The sequence below is a fragment of the Rhodococcus sp. P4_F3_2 genome (assembly GCF_056401335.1).
In genome coordinates this window covers 164,616-181,174 of record NZ_JBFUJN010000007.1, presented here as the reverse complement: position 1 = coordinate 181,174, position 16,559 = coordinate 164,616, and the positions used below count along the sequence as shown (strand labels likewise).

The following is a 16,559-nucleotide window of genomic DNA, read 5'->3' as shown; positions in this document are numbered from 1 at the left end:
TTCCCAGCCCTGGCGTCATCGAGGATCCGACGCAGCGACCCGCGGTCACGATGCCTCCYACRCAGCCTGACAGCCCGGAGGGACCAGGGGTTGAACAGGATCCGTTGTGGTGGATGCCGTTCGCACGAGAAAAACCACCGCAACTCGCACCCGGCGAAACACCGCCGGACATCGTGGAGGTCGAAGGAGTCGGCCCGTTGGATCTGCGTACGTTGCAGTCCCGGATCATCGGTGATCGGGATGGCACCGATGTCGGGGTATGGGGTGATGCAGGCGAAGGTCTCCGGTACGACGCCGCTCGGAGGTTGAGGCCTTCTCGGGTATTTCAGGAACTCGTCACGCTGGTGGACGGGCAGTTCGCGTTCATCTTGCCATTCGATGCCGGGAAGAACGGTGAGCTCAAGTTCGACGGTTGGTTCCCGGACATGAACGTCATCGTCGATGCGAAACACATCTACGACTTCATCTTCGACCGGAACGGTGAACCTTACGTAACGGACTTCCGGGGCCGTGTTTGGCAAAAAGATTGGCCCAAGACCGCTCAGGCGCAGCTCGATGCCCTCGCACAAGCCGGGATGGACGCTGAGCTCGTGTGGGTGATGCTCAACGAACAATATGCTGAACTCGCCTTGAGAGGCTTCGACGACGAGAACGTCGTCGGTGTCACGGTGGAAACTATTGCGCAATGGTTGGAAAGGACGGGGCGATGAGCTTTTTCGGGCGGCGGCCGACAGTGGGCGGGTATTGGGGCACGCGGGTGCAGTCGAGTCAGGAGGTGGCGCAGACGATGCGGGCCTTCCTCGACGATCTGGAAGCGATCGACCCGGGGTTGGCGTTGCCGTGGGTCTCGACTGCCGAGTTCGACAAAGTGCCAGCAGATCTCAGCGTGGACGGGTTGGTGCGAATCTTCGAGCATTCCCGCTCGAAGGAGATGGGGTATTCGGACACCCCGGGACCGGGCTACGACGTCGACTTGTCACCCGAAGACGGGACCGCGCGGCGGATCATCGCCAGGGTCGGCGGGCTGGAAACCAGTGCCCCCAACAGTGTCCGGGTGTCGTTGCCGACGGAGAAGGATGTTCCCCCCGAATTGCGACGGTTGCTCGAACCGGATGTCGGGGACGCGATCATGAAAGTGATCGTCAAGCATTGGGAACCGGATCGGGCTCGGTGGAGCATCGGCGACTACCTCGATCTGCAACCGCGAGTTAGAGGTCAGATCCAGGTGGGATGGGAAACGTACTTCCATTCCGGAGTTACGTTCGATCGCAGCGCGCTGCCCCAATCTGCGGCGGTAGAGGAGCTGCCCACTGGCACGTTGATTCGGTTGGGGGACAAGCCAATGGAGGTCGATGCCGCCGACATCGTGGCGGTGCGGGCGGCGTTGGGTTACCCGGTGTAGCGCCAGAGACTGTTCCGATTGGTCGATCGTCTTCGAGCAGGAGTGACGTTGTCTGCTTCATCTTTACGTCGCGATCCGGCGTCCGGGTTGACCGTGAAAGTCATGGCGCGGAAGGGGCCGCCGGAAGCCGAATCGGTCACCGCAGTGCTGGCAGCGCGGTCACTGCAGTTCCTTCGAAAGCTTGACCCAGTCTTTGACGTCGACATGTATCGCTCCGTGAGGAATGACCTTCCCGACGGCGTTACGGTCGAGCAGGCTCTGGCATTGAATGGTGGGCGGATCCTCACGCCTCAGGCAGAAGGCCTCCTCGAGGCCGCAATGATCGAGAGCAGAAAGTCTCCTGATGCCGCAGGCGGGATTTACCCACTCTCATTCGGGCATCAACTCAGGTTGTTCACCGACAACGGAAACATCGAAATTCTCATCGGATTCGGGAGTACGGCAGGAGCAGGTTCCTTACTTTGCACCTTCATCTGGCCGTACCCAGGGGGCTTCGCCGATGAATCTCTGATCTCACTGTCATTGAAACTCGTCCAGGGTATGGCCGATATCTGGGACGCTCCCACGGCCGTGCTCTACCGGGATGCGGAGCTCACACCTCAGTACAACGTGCCCGGCGACGCAACGGTGGGCAGTTGCACCTACTTCGGCCCTGAGATGCCGATCAACGAAACGCAGATCCCACCCACTGTCGAAGCTTTTCCGTACAAGAGAAGGAGCGATCGTCATCCAGCGTGATCCACGCGCCCCGTTGGTTGCCGACGATATCCGAAGCATCCGTGCAGCAGTCGGCCTGCTGACCGAACGACCGGAGGTTCGCCTACCGAAAGGCTCGCGCCGGCTGTGACACCAGAAGTTACGGCCAAGCTCACGTCCGCAGGTGATGGTGTTCTTAAGAACAAGCTGCTCAGATAATGGAGGATGCGTTCGACGAGGTCATCGGGATGGAGAACATCAACATCATCGTATTTGGAGGGGAGTGAAAGTGCCTACGTCATCACTGCGCCGCAATCCTACGGTGGGCTTGACAGTGAAGGTCATTCCACGAAAGGGTGCGCCTGAAAGCGAGGCCGTCACGGCCGCGCTCGTTGCACGTTCGCTACGATTGCTTCGCGACATCGATCCTGTCTTCGACGTCGACTTGTACCAAACAGTAGGCGATGCCCTCCCCGACGGTGCCGGACTCGAGCAAGCCTTGGCGTCGAATATCCGTCAGATCCTTGTACCTCCGACGGAAAAATCGATCGAAGCCGCATTGATCGAGCGCAGACGATCCCCTGATGCCACCGGCGGTATGTATCCCCTCTCATTGGGACGACATATGACCCTGTATTCACCCGCTGGAGACGTCAAAGTCGTTGTTAGTTTCGGGGGCACCTCAGGGTCCGGCGCATTCGCATGTGCCTTTGCCGACGAATCACTGATTTCGCTGGCATTGAAGCTCGTTCAGGGGCTAGCCGATATCTGGGACTCGCGTGTCACCGTGCTCTACCGCCGAACCGAATCATCGCCTCAGTTCAACGTACCGGGTGACGCGATCGTGGGCAGTTGCACCTACTTCGGTCCTGAGTTGCCGATCGAGGAAACGCAGCTCCCGCCCAGCGTGGAGGCATTTCCCTACCAGGACGGCACAATCGTCATCCAGAAGAATCTGTCCACGCCGTTAACAGTCGAGGACATCCGAAGCATCCGCGCAGCAGCAGGACTGCCGACCGAACGACCGGAGATTCCTCTACCCAAAGGTTTCAGACGGCTGTGAGCCCTACGTTGGGCGCACTCGGGGCTGCCTGCAGGTAGGGATGGCGCGGACCGACCAGCCTGCCCGCAATTACCGCGCCGCGGTCCCGATCCGGCTACGCACCAGCTGATCGACGCTCCGGGTGGAGTGCCACCGCGCGGCATACCCGCCATCGACGGCACAGTTCCACCTGCCGAGCATGATCAACCCTCTGTTCCGTCCGTGAATGAACCTGCACGCCCGGATCCCGCGATTCCGGAACCCTCGCAACCCACTTTCCCGGCGATCCCGATCGTGGCGAGTGGGAATCACTCTCGCCCGGTGGGATTGGCGATCCGGGGTCGAACCCGAGACCCGAGAACTCCACCCTGGAGGCTCCCTCGCCAGGTCGCACCGAGGAACCAAGTGTGCCGACTCTGCCTGATGTCGGTCAGGTGCCGGTGAATCCGGATGCCCCCGGCGCTCCGCAGCAACCCGGACCACAACTGTTCAATGACAATGATTTGCCGAGAACGACTATGACGATCGCAGAGTGGCTGGAAAGGAAAGGTCGATGAATTCGGATCGTGGCGCGACAGTGATCGGGTATTGGGGCCCTCGGACGCAACCGGTAGAAGGCATTGCAGCGGAGGTGTTCTCGTTTCTTCATAGTCTGAGGAACATTGATCGAGCACTTGGAGAAGCTTGGGTGTTTTCGCCCGAGACTGCCTTCGAGTCGACCGATCTAAGCGTGGAAGTCCTAGCGAAAATCTTCCGGGCAGCGAAGGATATCGAAGGGCAATCCGTTGCTGCCTTCGACCTTGGCTACATCGTGAGTTTGTTGCACCCGGACAGATATCAGTTCTTGAGAATCCAATTCTCTCTCGGCCGGAATGTTCCGAGGGTTCCGAATCTCGTCAACGTCACCCTCCCCCCGGAGAAACAAGCAATCGGGGAGGCGTCGCAGTTGCTGACTGCACGCGTCGGGGACGCGATCATGAAAGCGATCATCGAGCATTGGTCGCCGGAGTCTGCGCGGTGGGGGACGCGGGAGTACCGCAATGCGCAGGGAAATGAGGTCAGCGAAATCGAAGTCGGGTGGGAGACATACATCCAGTCCGGGATCGATCTCGATCACAGCAAACTGCCCGTCGTCGCCGTACTGGAGGAACTCCCCAACGGAACGCTGATTCGGTTGGGCGAGAAACCGTTAGACGTCAACTTCGACGACATCCTGGCGGTGCGGGAAGCACTGGGTTACCCGGTCTAAGACGCCGCGTGACCGCCGACCCTTGCTCATGTCGCGACACGTAGTCGGACGGAGACTATTACGCAGTGGTTGGAAAGGACGGGGCGATGAGCTTTTTCGGGCGATGGCCGACGGTAGCCGGATATTGGGGCACGCGGGTGCAGTCGAGTCAGGAGGTGGCGCAGACGATGCGCGCTTTCCTCGACGACCTGGAAACGATCGACCCGGAGTTGGCGTTGCCGTGGGTGTACACCAAAAAAACTGGACAAAGGCCCCGCGGATCTCAGTGTGGACGGGTTGGTGAAAATCTTCGAGCATTCCCGCTCGAAGGAGGTGGGATACTCGGACACCCCCGGACCGGGGTACAGCATCGGTTTGTCGCCCGAGGACGGGACCGCGCGGCGGATCATCTCCAGGGTCGGCGGCTTAGAAACCAGCGCCCCCAACAGTGTCCGGGTGTCGTTGCCGACGGAGACGCAGCTCACCGACAGCACCCGGCAGCTGCTCGGCCCTGACATCGGAGACGCGATCATGAAAGTTATCGTCAAGCATTGGAAACCGGATCGAGCTCGGTGGAGCATCGGCGACTACATAGATCTTCAGAATCGGTCGAAAGGTGAGGTCGAGGTGGGATGGGAAACATACTTCCATTCCGGAGTTAGGTTCGATCGCAGCGCGCTGCCCCAATCTGCGGTGGTAGAGGAGTTGTCCACTGGCACGTTGATTCGGTTGGGGGACAAGCCAATGGAGGTCGCTGCCGCCGACATCGTGGCGGTGCGGGCGGCGTTGGATTACCCGGTGTAGGCCACGCAATGGGTCCGGAGTTCACCATTGCATCAGACGTCGAGAAATGCGTTAACCGGATGGCCTGCTTCGCCTTTCGATAGTATTGCCAGATGGCACCCCGAACCGACTTGCTCGCGTGGCTCCTCGACTCGGATCCAGCGATTCGGTGGCAGGTGGAGCGCGATCTGTTGAACGAAGCGCCCACTGTGTGGGCGGCGACGCGCGCGTCGATCGCTACCAAAGGATTTGGTGCACGCCTGCTTTCATTGCAGGACCGAGACGGCCAATGGGCGGGTGGGGCGTTCTTCCCGGCAGAATTCGACTTCGCGGGACCCGAAGCAGCAGAACAAAGTTCGCAACCCTGGACGGCAACAACCTGGACGCTCAACTCCTTGCGTGAGTGGGGCCTCGACGCCGGTGTTCTGCGGGAGCGTCGAACCGCAGAACTGCTCGCGGAAAACTGTCGCTGGGAGTACGAGGGCCGGCCGTACTGGGACGGTGAGGTCGATTGCTGCATCAACGCCTGGACGGTGGCAAACGGTGTGTGGCTCGATGTTTGCGTTGATGAACTCGCTAATTGGTTTGTGCGGCATCAACTTCCGGATGGTGGGTGGAACTGCGAGTGGACCGAAGGTTCGACGCGATCGTCGTTTCATTCGACGCTCAATTCACTCAAAGGGCTTCTCGCGTACGAGATCGCGACCGGGGGAACGGATGAGACGCGCGCGGCTCGGCGATCCGGTGAGGAGTACTTGTTGCAGCGCGGTCTGTTCCGGCGACTCTCGACCTGCGAACCGGTGGGGCCCTGGGTCGGCCGGTTTGCGTACCCGTTCCGGTGGCGTTACAACGTGCTCAACGCAGCCGACTACTTCCGCGAAGCGTCGTTGTCGTATGGAAATGAGCCTGATCCGCGAATGGCGGACGCGATCGAGATGATCCGGGTCGCTCGAGCCTCGGATGGGACGTGGCTCCAGGCCGGTCGCCAACCGGGGCGGGTGTGGTTCGAGGTCGACACAAAGGCGGGAGAGCCGTCGAAGTGGCTGACTGTGTCCGGCATCCGAGTGCTCGCCTGGTGGGATCAATCCTCCCTTCTAGGTTCTGCATAACAAAAGAGTTACAGCGAGAGTTTTTTCACCTTCAAAGGTTATCGAAAGGTGATCTTCGACTTTCCGGTCGAAATATCCAGTACGGATGAAGAACATATTAACGACAGGATTGCCCTCAGTGCAGTGAAGGTTAGTCATCTGAACAGGTGAGAAGATGTTCGGTGAAATTACCTACCCGATTGGATAGGCGGGTCACCGACGTTGGTAATCAAACAGGGCGCTCGCGGCTGTCTTGGTTAGGGAGCTAAGTCCCGAGCTGGAAACGGCATTTCTGCTTCGAAAGTGTCGCTCACCTGCGGCTACGTTCCCCATTTTGCAAGACTTAAACCACTTTCGGTGAGAATTGGTCCCGCAATTGTAGGTTGTGGAGCGTCCGCAATGTTTAGGCAAAGTCCCATCTTTTCCCAGAACAATGCTCTACTAAACGTGAAAACCGGATGTTCCCCCGATTTTGCTGAGAAGGTGCAACTATGGGGCGTAGCGTAACTGTCGCAGTGAATTGGAACATCGCGAATTGCTGCTCTAACCAATGACTTTGTTCAGGTCCGAATAATGCTCGGAGGTCGTCGATGTCGATGGAAATGGTGTTAGCCGAAGCAGTGATAGACAGTGGGGACACGGCGTGGGTGCTGATCTCCGCTGGCCTGGTTCTCTTCATGGTTCCCGGACTCGCCTTCTTCTACGCCGGTCTGGTGCGTGGTAGCAGTGCGCTCGTCATGTTGCAGCAGAACCTCGTCCCACTCGGACTCGTCTCGATTACCTGGGTCGTGTTCGGATACAGCTTCGCGTTCAGTGGAGACTGGGGTTCCGGCTTCCTCGGTGACCTCAAATTGTTCGGCTTGCAGGACATACACACTGCCGCCGCCCCGGGCTTCCACCTGATCGAAGGTGCAGTCGCGGTACCGACTCTGGCGTTCGTGGTCTATCAGATGATGTTCGCGATCATCACGCCCGCGCTGATCACCGGTGCGACCGCAAACCGGCTCAAGCCCTTGGGCTGGGCCGTTCTGCTCGTGCTGTGGTCGATCATCGTCTACCCCCCGATTGCGCACTGGCTCTTCAATCCCGAAGGCTGGTTGGCGCTCCGCGGAGCTCAGGACTGGGCCGGCGGAATTGTCGTCCACGCATCCGCCGGCGCCGCCGCCCTGGCAATCTTGCTGGTGGTCGGCAAACGTCCGGGATGGCCCAACGCCGAGGCAGTCCCGCACTCGGTGCCTCTGGCGTTGATCGGCGCAGGCATCCTGTGGTTCGGCTGGTTCGGATTCAACGCAGGCGACGGATTGGCCGCCGATGGTGTTGCGGCACAAGCCTTGATGAACACTCACATCGCCGCAGCGGGCGGCATGGTCGTCTGGCTCGTCATCGAAAGGTATACCGAGGGCAAGGCCACGGCGATCGGTGGAATCACCGGCGCGGTAGCCGGTCTCGCGACCGTCACCCCCTGCGCCGGCTTCGTCAGCACCTTCTCCGCGTTGGCGATCGGCGCGCTTGCCGGACTGGTCTGCCACTTCGCGCTCGCGCTCAAGTCGATCTTCAAGTTCGACGACGCGCTCGACGTCATCGCGGTCCACTTCATCGGCGGCATCCTCGGTTCACTCCTTCTCGGTTTGTTCGGCGAAAAGGCGATCAATTCGATCGGCCGCGACGGACTCTTCTTCGGCGGCGGCGCAGGACTACTCGGCGAGCAGGCGTTGGCGTTGATCGTCGTCATCGCTTTCTCGTTCGTGGTGACCTGGCTGATCGCCACGGGCATCGAGAAGACCATCGGTCTCAAGCTGGCTCCGAAAGACCAGGTGGACATCGACCGTCGTCAGCAAGGCATGGACGCGTACCGCTACAACGCCGCATTCGTCGACGCCGGTGGTGCGCCGCAGACCAGCGGGTTCGACTCGGGGGTCCTGGTCGAGGGGGCAAAACTTGTTCCGAACCTCGGCGCCCCGAAGCACGAACTCATCACGGCGGTATTGCAGACCATCGAGTCCGAGAAGCTTCGGGAGGCGCTGCTGGCTGCCGGAGCGGAATCGATAGTCGTATCGGAAGCGCATGTCTCCGCGAGCGACTCGGCCTCTCTCAAGTTTCGCGGGCAACGCAACGACGTCGTGTTCACGGAGCGGTTGCGTGTCGAGGTGCTGGTCGCCTCGGAACATGCCCAGGCGGTTCTGGACGCGATCAACGAGTACTCGGGCGGCAGGAGGAGCGGTTTCGTCCAGCAGGCGGCCGAACCTCTCACCGAAGCGACGGAACAGGGGAGCTGACATGTATTCGACGACAGGGAGTTACCGCATGATCGACAAGGAGCGTTCGGAATGCATCTGACACCGCGAGAACTCGACAAGCTGACAATTCTCATGTTGGCGGATGTCGCACTGAGGCGAAAGGCAAAGGGGCTCAAACTCAATCATCCGGAGTCCGTCGCAGTCATCACTGCAGCCGCTCTGGAGGGAGCTCGGGAGGGCAAGACACTCGAGGAGGTCATGGCCGACGCATCGCACGCCTTGACGGTCGACGACGTGATGGAAGGTGTCGCGGAGATGATTCCGCGTGTGCAGGTCGAGGCGGTGTTCCTCGACGGTAGCCGGCTCGTCACCGTGCACTCTCCGATCCAGTAGCCCGACCGAGATGTCAGGAGCACTCCAAGATGGCAAGCAAATCGACGAAGAAGGATTCCGGCGGCGAGAAGAAAGTGCCGGTCGGCGGATATGTGTTGCGGGACGAGCCGATCGAACTGAACGAGGGTCGTCCGCGTTTGAAGCTGCGGGTCCGAAATACCGGTGACCGTCCCATCCAGGTGGGTTCGCACTATCACTTCATGGAAGTCAATCGCGCGTTGTCGTTCGATCGTGAACAGTCCTTCGGCTGGCGCCTCGATATTCCCGCGGGCACTGCGGTCAGATTCGAGCCGGGCGACGAGAAGGAAGTGACGTTGGTGCCGTTCGGCGGCAAGCAACGGGTTCAAGGCTTCAACGGACTTGTCGACGGTTGGGCGCCGACCCACGCTGCCTACCGGCCGAGGCTCCCCGGAGCCGTCCAGCGTGCCGAAGAACTCGGCTTCCTGTCCGAACCTCAAACCGACTGATTCTCGTTCACGGCGGACGAAGGAGAGCAACACCCATGACAAGCATTTCGAGACAAGAGTATTCAGGTCTGTTCGGGGTCACCACGGGTGACCAGATCAGACTGGGCAATACCGACCTGTACATCGAGGTCGAGGAAGATCTTCGAACCATCGGAGACGAGTCGATCTACGGCGGCGGCAAGACGCTGCGCGACGGCATGGGCCAGGATCCGGAGTCGTGCAGCATCGACGGTGCCCTCGACCTCGTGATCACCAACGTGGTCATCGTCGATGCAACCATCGGCGTCGTCAAGGCAGACGTGGGAATCAAGGACGGGAAGATCGTCGGCTGGGGCAAGGCGGGAAACTCCAGCACGATGGAAGGCGTCACTCCGGGGCTGACGACCGGTCCGGCGACCGACGCGATCTCCGGTGAGCAGATGATTCTCACTGCCGCCGGCATCGATCCGCACGTGCACCTCGTGTCACCACAACAGGCGTACCACGCACTCAGTGGGGGAGTGACGACGCTGATCGGTGGTGGTATCGGCCCGACCGACGGAACCAACGGCACCACCATCACTTCCGGTATCTGGAACATGGAGATGATGCTCAAGGCCAATGAGGGTTTGCCGGTCAACGTATGCATGCTGGGCAAGGGCAACTCGTCCGGGCATCAGTCGTTGGTCGAACAGATCAAGGCCGGTGCGGCCGGACTGAAGGTCCACGAGGACTGGGGCGCAACCCCGGCCACAATTCGTGAGTCTCTGCGGGTGGCAGACGAAATGGACGTTCAGGTCGCCATTCACACGGACACACTCAACGAGGCCGGATACGTCGAGGACACCATCGCGGCCTTCGAAGGCCGTACCATTCACACCTATCACAGCGAGGGCGCGGGCGGCGGTCACGCACCCGACATTCTGCGGGTGACGGGAGAGGACAACGTACTTCCGGCGTCGACCAATCCGACGTTGCCGTACGGCATCAATACTCAGGCCGAACTCTTCGACATGATCATGGTCTGTCACAACCTCAATCCCAAAGTGCCCTCGGATGTTTCTTTTGCCGAGTCCCGCGTTCGCGCCGAGACGATCGGTGCCGAGAACGTACTGCAGGACATGGGCGTCATCTCGATGTTCTCGAGTGACTCACAGGCGATGGGCCGCGTCGGAGAAAACTGGCTACGCGCGATCCAAACAGCGGACTGCATGAAGCGGTCCCGCGGGAAGCTGCCCGAGGATTCGCCGACGCACGACAACTTCCGCGTGTTGCGTTACGTCGCGAAGGTCACGATCAATCCCGCGTTGACGTTCGGTCTTTCGCATGTGGTCGGGTCGATCGGTGTCGGGAAGATGGCGGATCTTGTTCTCTGGGAGCCCGCATTCTTCGGTGCGAAGCCGAAGACGATCATCAAGAACGGTCTGATCAGCTGGCACGCCATGGGAGATCCGAATGCGTCGCTCCCGACACCACAACCGGTGATCTACCGGCCGATGTTCGGTGGATTCGGCAAGGCGTTGCCGCAGAGTTCGGTCTCGTTCGTCTCGCGAGCGGCGCTCGACGACGGCATCAAGGATCGACTCGGACTCGAACGTCAGGTTGTTGCTGTCGAGGGAACCAGAACAGTCACCAAGCGTGATCTGGTTCGCAACTCGGCCACTCCGGAAATCAAGGTGGACCCGGAGACCTTCGCGGTGACTGCGGACGGCGTCCACGCATACGTCGAACCTGCCGAATCCATTCGCTTGAACCAACTTTACTTCTTCAGTTAGGGGTCTCCTGTGTCGGGAACAATCACACACACGCACGGCGCCGATGCGACGCCACACACGCACGGCGAGATGACCGCGCCGAGCGGAAAGCCGACGCGAATCGACGCGCTGCTCGGGAAGGAGACCGACGAGGAGTGGGTCGGTCGACTCGACAATGCGGTAGTCGACGTCTTGTCGCTCGATCAGTGGGAAGCGCAGAAGAGTCGGCTACGACGCACCACGATCGGTGGCCGTGAATTGGCCGTCTCGCTCGATCGGGGTATTCAGTTGCAGGACGGCGACATTCTGCTGTGGGACGAGCCGGCGAACACCGTCGTCGTGGCCAGGATCAACCTCAAGGACGTGTTGGAGATCGACCTGAGCGCACTGGTCGACGTCACGCCCGAGAAGATGATTCAGACGTGCCTGGAGTTGGGACATGCCGTGGGCAACCAGCACTGGCCTGCCGTGGTGAAGGGAATGAAGGTCTACGTTCCGTTGACGGTCGACAAGGCGGTCATGGGCTCGGTGATGCGGACACATGCTTTCGAGGGCATCGAGTACACCTTCATCCCGGGTGCCGAGGTCATTCCCTACATCGCTCCACACGAGGCACGCCGTTTGTTCGGTGCGGCCGCTCGTGAGGGCGAGGGGCATACCCATGACCCTCTCGTCTGAGGGATCCGGGCTCAGCATCAACCGCGCGATGCGGATGATGCAGTTTTCCGATTCCATGTTCCCGGTCGGTTCCTTCTCGTTCTCCAACGGTTTGGAATCGGCCGTGGCGCAGGGAATTGTCACCGACGGTCCGTCGCTGCGGGAGTTCGTACTCTCGGCGGCGCATCAGGGGGCGACGTGCGACGGTATCGCCGTACTCGCAGCGCACCGGGGCGCGACAGCCGGTGACTTCTCGGCGATCCTCGCCGCCGATCATGCAGTGATCGAACGCAAGCTCAACGAAGAAGCACGCACGATGAGTACCCGGATGGGTAAGAAGTTGGCCGAACTCGGCGGGCGCTTGGCCGGTGAGACCCTGTTCAACAAGTGGTTGGCCGCGATCGCATCGGGGGAGACGCCGGGTACCTACCCCGTCGGCCTCGGAATTGCTTTCGCGGAGATGGGTTCTCCGGAGGAGGACGCTTTCACGGTCAATCAGTACGGTGTCGCGATGACGTTGCTCGGCGCTGCCCTTCGCATCGTCCGAGTAGATCACCTTGCGACACAGGAGATTCTGTTCGAGGTCAATCAGAGCGCCGGCCGTGAGTACGCGGCAGTGCGTGACTACGGACTCGACGACATGTCCAATTTCGCCCCGATGATCGACATTCTGGCTGCGGTTCACGTCAAGGCGCACGTCCGAATGTTCATGAACTAGAAGGAGAAAGATGAAGAAGACAACGCGCATCGGAATCGGCGGACCCGTGGGTTCGGGTAAGACCGCACTCATCGAGGCGATCACGCCGGAGTTCATCAAGCGGGGCACCAGCGTTCTGATCATCACCAACGACGTGGTCACCACCGAAGATGCCAAGCACGTGCGTAAGGCTCTCAAAGGTGTTCTCGTGGAGGAACGCATTGTCGGCGTCGAGACGGGTGCCTGCCCACACACCGCCGTTCGCGAAGACCCGAGTATGAATCTCGCGGCCGTCGAGGACATGGAGAAGACGTTCCCGGACACCGACGTGGTCTTCATCGAAAGTGGTGGCGACAACCTCACACTGACGTTCAGCCCTGCTTTGGTCGACTTCTTCATCTACGTCATCGACGTAGCCGCAGGCGACAAGATTCCGCGCAAGAACGGTCCGGGAATCTCGCAGTCCGACATCCTGGTCATCAACAAGACCGATCTCGCACCGTACGTCAACGCAGATCTCGGAGTCATGGATCGCGACTCCAAGGGAATGCGGGGAGACAAGCCGTTCGTCTTCACCAATTGCATGACAGGGGAAGGCATCAAGGACGTGGTGGACCTCATCGTGCACGGAGTCCTCTTCGACGAAGAGGAAGTGGGAGCGAGCGCACCGTGAGCGCACCGCCCGTCCCGGGAGCATCGCGAGCGCTCCCGGGGCCGATCCCGACCATCCCGGAACTCGACCAGTACCAGGACCAGCCGAAGCAGGCTCCGGCCGGCAAGGTCGGGAAGACCGGCGTTCTCGAGATGCGATTTGTCGACCGTGGCGACAAGACGATTCTGCGGGACATGTACCGCAAGACACCGTTGCTCGTTCAGCAGGCGCTGTACTGGGACGAAGCGTTGCCGACCATGCCGTGCGTCTACATGATCTCGACGTCCGGCAGTGTGTTGCAAGGTGATCGACTGTTCCTGACCATCGAGATGGAGCCGGGTTCTCTCGCGCACGTGACCACTCAGTCGGCCACCAAGGTTCACCGGATGGATGCCAATCACGCGTCGCAACTCCAGAAAGTGGTGCTCGCGGAGAATTCGTATCTCGAACTGATGCCGGGGGTGACGATCCCACACCGCAACGCGAGGTACTACGCGCGCACCGACATCACGGTGGATCCGACTGCAACGCTGTTGTTCTCGGAGATCGTGATGTCGGGTCGCAAGTACCACGACGGCGGAGAGATGTTCGTCTACGACCTGTACTCCACAATGATCAAGGCGGAGCGTCCGGACGGGAAGAACCTCTTCACCGAGAAGTTGGTGATCGAACCGGCACGCTTCCCTGTGCGATACGGCGGAATCATGGGTGACCACGACGTGTTCGGCAATGTCATCTTGCTGACACCGAAGGAGCACGCCGACGCGATTCTCGAAGAGGTAGTTCCGGGCCGTGACGGCAAGGTCGTTTCCGGAGCGAGTCGGCTACCGAACGACGCCGGTCTCATCTTCAAAGTCCTCGGTCCGGAGAGYGAACCCGTCAAGGCGAAGGTTCGTGATTTCTGGGCTCTGGTGCGAAAGGCAGTTCTGGACACCACCATTCCGCCCGTCCCGCTCTGGGGATGACGCGGATCGTCGGATATGGATCGAGGGACGTGCGATGACCACCATCACCAAACCCTGGGACGACGTCGCGGACAAGAACGTCGTGCTCAGATTCATCGACACCAATCTCAAAGGCTCCGGGCAGGTGATGTTCCAGGGCAATGCGCTGACGGGCCTGCTGTTTCTGGTCGGTATCTTCTGGGGCGCGATAGCCGCGGACACGATCACCGTCGCGATCGGTGCCGTGGTGGGTCTGGTGGTATCCACCGTCACCGGCATGATGCTGCACTCCGACGACGATTCGATGCGTATCGGCCTGTACGGATACAACGGAATTCTTGTGGGAGCTGCATTTCCGACGTTCCTTGCCGGGGGCGTGATGCTGTGGATCTACCTCGTGGTGGGAGCTGCCGCGTCGACCATCGCGTTCCTGGCTGTCGCCAATGTCTTCAAGACCTGGGGCGTACCGGCGCTGACCCTTCCGTTCAACCTCGTCAACTGGTTTTTCCTCCTCGCGGCGTTCCAGTTCCTGCGGATCGAAACGTCGGACCTCAGCGCCGGCCAGTTTCCCCAGCACATCGGGGACGCGTCGGTTCATGCCGACATCACTTTCAGCTTCCTGTGGGACACGCTGTTTCGCAACGTCTCCCAGATCTTTCTGATCAACAACACTGTCACCGGCATTATCTTCGTGATCGCGCTGCTGGTCGCGTCGCGTTGGGCGGCGTTGTTCGCGCTCATCGGTTCCGCGATAGCGATGGGTTCGGTACTGGCGCTGGGCGCCAACACCGTCGACATCGGGAATGGTCTCTACGGGCTCAGTTCGGTGCTGACGGCAATTGCTCTCGGATCGGTGTTCTACAACCCGTCGTGGCGTGTGTTCGTCTACACCGTCTTCGGAGTGTTGGTCACTGTTGTCATCCACGGCACGCTGGTGTCTGCGTTCGCTCCGATCAGCCTGCCGGCCGGAACGGGCCCGTTCGTCTTCGCGACGTGGCTGTTCCTGCTGCCGAAGAAGAAGTTCGTTCCCATCCAGCACGACACCATCGAGGGCGGAGCGGCCGAAGGCAAGGATTCGATCGCAAAGGCGAACGGCTAGACGGGCCGAATTGGCGAGGCGCCCGTACGCTGGGGCACACCGATGAGTTGATCCGATCGCCCCGCCACTCTCGAAGGAACGCACCTACATGACAGCCTCCAGCGCCCCTCGCATCCATCTCGGCCCCGTCGAGGATCCGCACATTGCCGACGGAATTCGCGGAGTCGGTGGGGTTCTCGTTCCACTCGCCGAGGCGGAGGGCGTGGTCTGGGTACATGGTCCGGACACGTTCCCGTCGTCGCTACCTGACTCGGTTCGCTGGGTGCAGTTGCCCTTCGCCGGGATCGAGCCATGGTTCGATGCCGATGTGATCGACGACAAGCGGGTCTGGACGTCCGCTGCCGGGGCTTACGCGGGCAATGTGGCCGAACATACGATGATGCTTCTCCTCGCCGGAGTGCGTTCTCTCCCCGAACAATTGGCGGCGCAGTCGTGGCGAAAAGAAGAGTTCGATCCACGGGTGGGCACCTTGCAGGGCTCGACAGTGGCGATCATCGGTTGCGGCGGAATCGGCCGTGCGCTGATCCCGTACCTCGCCGCGTCCAAGGTCAGAGTCATCGCCGTCACCCGCTCGGGAACCCCCGTCGAAGGTGCCTCCGAAACGCTCTCGGCCGATCGAACCGGTGAAATCTGGTCCCAGGCGGATCACTTCGTGATCGCAGCACCGTCGACGTCCGCGACGCGGCATCTGGTCGGCAAGGCTGAATTGGACCAGATGTCGGAGTCGAGCTGGATCGTGAACATTGCACGCGGCAACCTGGTCGACACGGACGCGCTGGTCGATGCTCTCGAAGCTGGTTCGATCGGCGGGGCGGCACTGGACGTCACCGACCCCGAGCCGCTGCCGGACGGGCACCGGTTGTGGAAGCTGCCCAACGCGATCATCACTCCGCACGTCGCCAACCCGGCTATGACGCTCACGCGTGTGCTGGCAGATCACGTGGCCGCCAACGTCGCTCGATTCGCTGCGGGTGAGGACCTTGCTGCGGTAATCGATCCGTCGGCGGGCTACTGAACCGACAGAACACGCAAATCCTCGAGACCGTCCACGACGGGAACGCGCCACGAGGCAAGCTCTTCCGGTCCCTGCTCGTCCCACAGTTCGAACAGTTCCGAATCGGTCGAGGAGATGGTGCGCTCCACCATCTCGATCAGCCAGGTGAGCCGTTCGCTGGTCAGGGCTGAGGTGAAGGAATCGAGATCGAGGTCCTGGGCGGCGGGGTCGCGTTTGCGATCGGCGCGCACGATCAACACCAATTCGAGCAAGGCGACGGCGATTTGGCCGCCGTCCACCTCGAGGTAGTCGTCCTCGAATGCCCACTCCACCGATTCGAAGGTGAAGTCACCGTGTCCGATGGACGCGATCAAATCCCCTGCACCGTCGTTATCGAACGGTCCCGATCCCCACGCGCCCACTGTCTACTCTTTTCCGATTGCCGTG

The 16,559-nt window shown here is 60.7% G+C and carries 17 protein-coding genes and 1 pseudogene; 17 read left to right on the top strand and 1 reads right to left on the bottom strand.

What is annotated here, in order from left to right:
* The 17 genes and pseudogenes from AC1DWA_RS10300 to AC1DWA_RS10220 form a co-directional block, all read left to right on the top strand.
* A pseudogene (locus AC1DWA_RS10300) lies at positions 1-710 on the top strand (hypothetical protein); the annotation flags it as partial.
* Positions 707-1,402, top strand: coding sequence for an Imm52 family immunity protein (locus AC1DWA_RS10295; protein WP_003943963.1), 696 nt, complete (start codon positions 707-709; stop codon positions 1,400-1,402). The pseudogene AC1DWA_RS10300 and the gene AC1DWA_RS10295, both read left to right, overlap by 4 nt.
* A gap of 42 nt (positions 1,403-1,444) precedes the next feature.
* Positions 1,445-2,140, top strand: coding sequence for a hypothetical protein (locus tag AC1DWA_RS10290; RefSeq protein WP_223257881.1), 696 nt, complete (start codon positions 1,445-1,447; stop codon positions 2,138-2,140).
* A 247-nt stretch (positions 2,141-2,387) separates the two neighbouring features.
* On the top strand, positions 2,388-3,161 hold the full coding sequence (locus tag AC1DWA_RS10285; RefSeq protein ID WP_225989407.1) for a hypothetical protein: 774 nt from the start codon (positions 2,388-2,390) through the stop codon (positions 3,159-3,161).
* A 532-nt stretch (positions 3,162-3,693) separates the two neighbouring features.
* On the top strand, positions 3,694-4,389 hold the full coding sequence (locus AC1DWA_RS10280) for an Imm52 family immunity protein (RefSeq protein ID WP_326839284.1): 696 nt from the start codon (positions 3,694-3,696) through the stop codon (positions 4,387-4,389).
* A gap of 279 nt (positions 4,390-4,668) precedes the next feature.
* The gene (locus AC1DWA_RS10275; RefSeq protein WP_223257877.1) at positions 4,669-5,172 is read left to right on the top strand and encodes a hypothetical protein; all 504 of its coding nucleotides are present in this window, start codon (positions 4,669-4,671) and stop codon (positions 5,170-5,172) included.
* A gap of 92 nt (positions 5,173-5,264) precedes the next feature.
* On the top strand, positions 5,265-6,260 hold the full coding sequence (locus AC1DWA_RS10270) for a prenyltransferase/squalene oxidase repeat-containing protein (protein ID WP_047888768.1): 996 nt from the start codon (positions 5,265-5,267) through the stop codon (positions 6,258-6,260).
* Between the two features lie 575 nt (positions 6,261-6,835).
* Positions 6,836-8,515 (top strand): ammonium transporter, encoded by a 1,680-nt coding sequence (gene amt / locus AC1DWA_RS10265; RefSeq protein WP_228117877.1) that lies wholly within the window; start codon positions 6,836-6,838, stop codon positions 8,513-8,515.
* A 51-nt stretch (positions 8,516-8,566) separates the two neighbouring features.
* Complete coding sequence (locus AC1DWA_RS10260; protein ID WP_003943837.1) at positions 8,567-8,869, top strand: urease subunit gamma; 303 nt, start codon at positions 8,567-8,569, stop codon at positions 8,867-8,869.
* Between the two features lie 29 nt (positions 8,870-8,898).
* Positions 8,899-9,336, top strand: a complete 438-nt coding sequence (locus AC1DWA_RS10255) for an urease subunit beta (RefSeq protein ID WP_003943812.1) — start codon at positions 8,899-8,901, stop codon at positions 9,334-9,336.
* 35 nt (positions 9,337-9,371) lie between these two features.
* Positions 9,372-11,090: an urease subunit alpha gene (locus tag AC1DWA_RS10250; protein ID WP_003943847.1), complete on the top strand. Its 1,719-nt coding sequence runs from the start codon at positions 9,372-9,374 to the stop codon at positions 11,088-11,090.
* A 9-nt stretch (positions 11,091-11,099) separates the two neighbouring features.
* The gene (locus tag AC1DWA_RS10245) at positions 11,100-11,747 is read left to right on the top strand and encodes an urease accessory protein UreE (protein WP_019746461.1); all 648 of its coding nucleotides are present in this window, start codon (positions 11,100-11,102) and stop codon (positions 11,745-11,747) included.
* Entirely contained in the window at positions 11,731-12,444 is a 714-nt protein-coding gene (locus tag AC1DWA_RS10240; protein ID WP_019746462.1) for an urease accessory protein UreF, read from the top strand. Before AC1DWA_RS10245 ends, AC1DWA_RS10240 begins: the two co-directional genes overlap by 17 nt.
* A gap of 10 nt (positions 12,445-12,454) precedes the next feature.
* Positions 12,455-13,096: an urease accessory protein UreG gene (gene ureG / locus AC1DWA_RS10235; RefSeq protein WP_019746463.1), complete on the top strand. Its 642-nt coding sequence runs from the start codon at positions 12,455-12,457 to the stop codon at positions 13,094-13,096.
* The gene (locus AC1DWA_RS10230) at positions 13,093-14,040 is read left to right on the top strand and encodes an urease accessory protein UreD (RefSeq protein ID WP_020968162.1); all 948 of its coding nucleotides are present in this window, start codon (positions 13,093-13,095) and stop codon (positions 14,038-14,040) included. Before ureG ends, AC1DWA_RS10230 begins: the two co-directional genes overlap by 4 nt.
* A 34-nt stretch (positions 14,041-14,074) precedes the next feature.
* Complete coding sequence (yut, locus tag AC1DWA_RS10225; protein ID WP_477846679.1) at positions 14,075-15,118, top strand: urea transporter; 1,044 nt, start codon at positions 14,075-14,077, stop codon at positions 15,116-15,118.
* A gap of 88 nt (positions 15,119-15,206) precedes the next feature.
* Positions 15,207-16,133: a D-isomer specific 2-hydroxyacid dehydrogenase family protein gene (locus AC1DWA_RS10220; protein WP_283310232.1), complete on the top strand. Its 927-nt coding sequence runs from the start codon at positions 15,207-15,209 to the stop codon at positions 16,131-16,133.
* Here the strand turns inward: AC1DWA_RS10220 and AC1DWA_RS10215 are convergent.
* Positions 16,127-16,534 (bottom strand): DUF4259 domain-containing protein, encoded by a 408-nt coding sequence (locus AC1DWA_RS10215; RefSeq protein WP_020968164.1) that lies wholly within the window; start codon positions 16,532-16,534, stop codon positions 16,127-16,129. The two genes, AC1DWA_RS10220 and AC1DWA_RS10215, sit on opposite strands and share 7 nt — an antisense overlap.
* Between the last annotated feature and the right edge of the window lie 25 nt (positions 16,535-16,559).

Bases quoted from the DNA above. Each gene is read 5' to 3' on its own strand.
- AC1DWA_RS10295 (WP_003943963.1), top strand. From the start codon at position 707: ATGAGCTTTTTCGGGCGGCGGCCGACAGTGGGCGGGTATTGGGGCACG.
- AC1DWA_RS10280 (WP_326839284.1), top strand. From the start codon at position 3,694: ATGAATTCGGATCGTGGCGCGACAGTGATCGGGTATTGGGGCCCTCGG.
- AC1DWA_RS10270 (WP_047888768.1), top strand. From the start codon at position 5,265: ATGGCACCCCGAACCGACTTGCTCGCGTGGCTCCTCGACTCGGATCCA.
- amt (WP_228117877.1), top strand. From the start codon at position 6,836: ATGGAAATGGTGTTAGCCGAAGCAGTGATAGACAGTGGGGACACGGCG.
- AC1DWA_RS10260 (WP_003943837.1), top strand. From the start codon at position 8,567: ATGCATCTGACACCGCGAGAACTCGACAAGCTGACAATTCTCATGTTG.
- AC1DWA_RS10255 (WP_003943812.1), top strand. From the start codon at position 8,899: ATGGCAAGCAAATCGACGAAGAAGGATTCCGGCGGCGAGAAGAAAGTG.
- AC1DWA_RS10250 (WP_003943847.1), top strand. From the start codon at position 9,372: ATGACAAGCATTTCGAGACAAGAGTATTCAGGTCTGTTCGGGGTCACC.
- AC1DWA_RS10240 (WP_019746462.1), top strand. From the start codon at position 11,731: ATGACCCTCTCGTCTGAGGGATCCGGGCTCAGCATCAACCGCGCGATG.
- ureG (WP_019746463.1), top strand. From the start codon at position 12,455: ATGAAGAAGACAACGCGCATCGGAATCGGCGGACCCGTGGGTTCGGGT.
- yut (WP_477846679.1), top strand. From the start codon at position 14,075: ATGACCACCATCACCAAACCCTGGGACGACGTCGCGGACAAGAACGTC.
- AC1DWA_RS10220 (WP_283310232.1), top strand. From the start codon at position 15,207: ATGACAGCCTCCAGCGCCCCTCGCATCCATCTCGGCCCCGTCGAGGAT.